Below are 3,634 nucleotides of genomic sequence, written 5' to 3'. Positions count from 1 at the left end.
GAGCGCGACGGCGGCGGCCTCGTCGGGGGCGAGGTCGATCTCGCCGAGTTCGTAGTCGCGGCGGGCGATGCGGTAGCCCTCGATGGCGTCGAACGCGCCGTTGCGGCCGGTTTCCAGGGGGATGCCGAGCTCGCGCAGTTCGGTCTTGTCCCGCTCGAACATCCGGAAGTAGGCGTCGTCGCTGGCCGCGTCGCCGTACCCGGGCACGATGCCGCGGATCTTCTCGGCCGTGAGGTACTGCCGGGTGGACAACAGGGCCAGCACCAGATTGACCAGTCGTTCGGCGCGTGCGGTGGACACCGGTAGAGCCTAGCCCGCGCCGCCCGGCCCGATCGTGAGGTCCGGGGTACGCGCGTCGTAATCGCTTCGCGCGGCGTCGACGGCTTCGAAGTTCGCTTCGGCCCAGTCCTTGAACCCGGCCATCAGGGCACGCAGCGATTCCCCCAGTGGCGTAAGGGAATAGTCGACGCGGACGGGCACCGCCGGGGTGACCTCGCGGCGGACGAGGCCATCCCGTTCGAGCACCCGCAGGGTCTGGGTGAGCATCTTCTGGCTGACCCCGGCGATCCGCCGCGAAAGGTCGCTGTAGCGCTGCGGCCCGTCACCGAGCGCGACGAGGATCAGGCTGACCCACTTGCCGGCGATCTCGTCGAGCAGCTTCCGGGTCGGGCAGGCGGCCAGGTAGGCGTCGTAGGCGGCCTTTTCGGCCTGCCGGCGCTGTTCCGCCGTGCGCGTGGGCACCGGGCGAACCTCCTCGTCGGGTAGGCACCTGCGAGTGCGTACTTCCCGATGGAGAGTAGCTCCCCCTACGTTCGCGGGAAAGGAGGTTCGGATGCGTGCGATGGTGATCCGCCGGTTCGGCGGGTCGGAAGTGCTGGAGTTCGCCGAGGTCCCGGTACCGGAGCCGGGCCCGGGGCAGGTCCGGATCCGGGTGGCGGCGGCCGCGGTGAACCCGGTGGACCTGGCGACCCGGAGCGGGGTGCTGAGCGCGGCCGGGGTGGTGCCGCCGCGGGAGGTGCTCGGCCTGGGCTGGGACGTCGCGGGCGAGATCGACGACCCCGGCGACACCGCGTTCCGGGCCGGCGACGCCGTGATCGGCCTGCGCGACCGGATCGCCACGCCGCTCGGCGCCTACGCCGAGCGGATCGTGCTCGACGCCTCGGCGGTCGCTCCCGCTCCAGCCGGCGTCTCCCCCGCCGAAGCCGCCACCCTGCCGCTGAACGCGCTGACCGCCGCCCAGGCCCTGGACCTGGTCGGCACCACGGGAACCGTCCTGGTCACCGGCGCGGCCGGGGCCGTCGGCGGGTACGCCGTCGCGCTGGCGCACGCGCGGAAGCTGCGGGTCGTCGCGGTGGCGTCCGAAGCCGACGAAGCCCAGGTCCGGGCGGCCGGGGCGGACGAGTTCGTGCCGCGCGGGCCGTCGCCGGCCGACCGGGTCCGCGCGGTGGTCCCGGGCGGTGTGGACGCGGCTCTCGACCCCGCGCTCCTCGGCTTGGACGCGCTCGACGCGGTCCGCGGCGGCGGCGAGTTCGTGGCCTTCGCCGCGGGCGCCGCCCCGATCCCCCTGCGCGGCATCCGCGTCCGCACCGTCTGGATCCGCGCCGACGGCGACCGCCTGGCCGAGCTGGCCCGCTTGGCGGAGAACGGGACGCTCCCCCTGCGCGTCGCCGGGGTCCTGCCCCTGGCCGAGGCGGCGGCCGCTCACGAGCGGCTCGCCGCGGGCGGGTTGCGCGGCCGGCTCGTCCTGACTCCCTAGCCTGGGAGGCATGGATGATCGCGTTCTCCTCATCACCGGCGCCTCCCGCGGCCTCGGCGCCGCGACCGCACGCCTGACTGCCGCGGCCGGTTTCAAGGTCGCCCTCGTCGCCCGCGAAGCCGAGTCCGTCAGGCCCCTGGCCACCGAACTCGGCGAGGACCGGGCCCTGGCCCTCGGCGCGGACGTCGGCGACTGGCCGGGCATCTCCGCCGCCGTGGCCGAGACCGTCGCGAAGTTCGGGCGGCTCGACGCGGCCTTCGCCAACGCCGGCATCGGCGTCGGGACGTCCTTCTTCGGCGACGACGACCCCGATCCGACGGCGTGGGAGCCCATGGTCCGCACGAACGTCCTCGGTGCGGCCTACACCGCCCGCGCCGCCCTCCCGGCGCTGAAGGAAACCGCCGGCCACCTGCTGATCACCGGCTCGGTCGCCGGCCGGTACATCCGCAACGCGAGCCTGTATTCGGTGACGAAGTGGGCCGTCACCGGCATGGCCGGCGCGATCCGCGAAGAAGCCGTCGGCACCGGCGTGCGGGTCACGCTGATCAACCCGGGCATCACCGACACCGACATCCTCACCGACGAGCAGCGCACGAAGCCCCACCTCGAGCCCGCCGACATCGGCCGTGCGGTGCTCTACGCCCTCCAGCAGCCGCCTTCGGTCGACGTCAACGAGATCCTGGTCCGCCCGACCGGCCAGGTCCTCTAGCGGAGCCGGGCGACCCGGCCGCCGGCGCCACTGGCCCAGCAGGCGGCCCCGGCGCAGGCCACGCTGTCGAAGCTGCCGGTGTCGAACGACGTCCAGTGCCGGCCGCCGTCGGGGCTGTAGTCGCTGCCGCCCGGGCCGACCGCCAGCACCGTCCCACCGCGCCAGGCCAGCCCGGAGCGGTACCCGGCCGGGTACTGGCCGGGGGTGGCCCAGGTGCGGCCGCGGTCCCGGGTGAGCGCGACGGCCGGGCCGGGCGCCGTCGGGTTCGCGAAGTCGCCGCCGATCGCCACGCCCTGGAACGGCGAGCGGAAGGCCAGGGCGAACACGCCCGCCGACGGACTGCTCGGCAACGGCGTGTCCGACGCCGTCCAGTGGCGGCCGCCGTCGCCGGAGTGCAGGACGCGGGCGGTCGCGCCGCCACCGGTCGCGAGCCAGGCGTCGAACGGCCCGGCCGTCGTGACGCACTGGCCGCTGGCCGCGAACCCGGCCTCGCCGGGCAACGCGGGCGGGAAGCCGCTGCCGGGCACCGGGCGCCAGCTGCGGCCGCCGTCGAAGGTGGCCTGGACCCGGAACCGGCCGTCGACCGGGTCGCTCATCGCCAGGCCGCGCCAGGGGTCGAAGAAGGCCAGGCAGTCGTAGAAGGCCGCCGCGTCGGTGTTCTGGAACGTCTGGCGCCAGTGCGCGCCGCCGTCGTCGGTCCGGTAGACGCGGGAGTCGGTCCCGGGCCCGATGGAGAGGATCACGGCGTGCTGGGCGTCGAAGGCCTCGATGTCGCGGAACTGCAGCGTCTCGGTGCCCGGCGGCCCCACGGACGTCCAGGTGGCCCCGCCGTCGGTCGTGCGCAGGACCGTGCCCTGGGTGCCGCTGACCCACGCGACCCGCGCGCTGACGGCGGACAGGCCGCGGAACTGGGCGGTGACGCCGGTCGGCGTGAGCTCCCACTTCGGCGGGCGTTGCCCCGCCGACGCCGGAGCCGCGATCGAGACCAGCAGGGCGAGCACCAGCAGCACGACACGCATGCGGGAGATCCTGCCGCAGTCCCGCCCCGACTTTCGTCGCGTCCCGCCCCCGTGGGGGGGTGGGGTGGAGGTGTGTGGAGCGCCGGTCACGCAACACCCCATCCCCCGCCGCACCGCGGGAATTATAAAATAATGTAAAAACACAACAAA

4 protein-coding genes and 1 pseudogene are annotated in these 3,634 nt (G+C 74.5%); 2 read left to right on the top strand and 3 right to left on the bottom strand.

All coding sequences use genetic code 11. The features are described 5' to 3' along the window. A pseudogene (locus tag ACWEVN_RS47115) lies at positions 1-300 on the bottom strand (WYL domain-containing protein); the annotation flags it as partial. Positions 301-309: 9 nt separating this feature from the next. Then, the gene (locus ACWEVN_RS47110; protein ID WP_086842651.1) at positions 310-741 is read right to left on the bottom strand and encodes a winged helix-turn-helix transcriptional regulator; all 432 of its coding nucleotides are present in this window, start codon (positions 739-741) and stop codon (positions 310-312) included. A 91-nt stretch (positions 742-832) separates the two neighbouring features. Between ACWEVN_RS47110 and ACWEVN_RS47105 the strand changes: the two genes are divergently transcribed. Then, complete coding sequence (locus ACWEVN_RS47105; RefSeq protein WP_452055610.1) at positions 833-1,756, top strand: NADP-dependent oxidoreductase; 924 nt, start codon at positions 833-835, stop codon at positions 1,754-1,756. Between the two features lie 10 nt (positions 1,757-1,766). After that, positions 1,767-2,465: an SDR family oxidoreductase gene (locus ACWEVN_RS47100; RefSeq protein ID WP_452055609.1), complete on the top strand. Its 699-nt coding sequence runs from the start codon at positions 1,767-1,769 to the stop codon at positions 2,463-2,465. Here the strand turns inward: ACWEVN_RS47100 and ACWEVN_RS47095 are convergent. Further along, entirely contained in the window at positions 2,462-3,484 is a 1,023-nt protein-coding gene (locus ACWEVN_RS47095; RefSeq protein ID WP_452055608.1) for a WD40/YVTN/BNR-like repeat-containing protein, read from the bottom strand. The genes ACWEVN_RS47100 and ACWEVN_RS47095 overlap by 4 nt on opposite strands. Positions 3,485-3,634: the final 150 nt, after the last annotated feature.

This window comes from Amycolatopsis sp. NPDC003861, from assembly GCF_053605405.1.
This window is presented reverse-complemented; position numbering and strand designations above follow the sequence as displayed.

Excerpts from the sequence above, each read along its gene's own strand:
- ACWEVN_RS47105 (WP_452055610.1), top strand. The coding sequence starts at position 833 with ATGCGTGCGATGGTGATCCGCCGGTTCGGCGGGTCGGAAGTGCTGGAG.
- ACWEVN_RS47100 (WP_452055609.1), top strand. The coding sequence starts at position 1,767 with ATGGATGATCGCGTTCTCCTCATCACCGGCGCCTCCCGCGGCCTCGGC.
- ACWEVN_RS47095 (WP_452055608.1), bottom strand. The coding sequence starts at position 3,484 with ATGCGTGTCGTGCTGCTGGTGCTCGCCCTGCTGGTCTCGATCGCGGCT.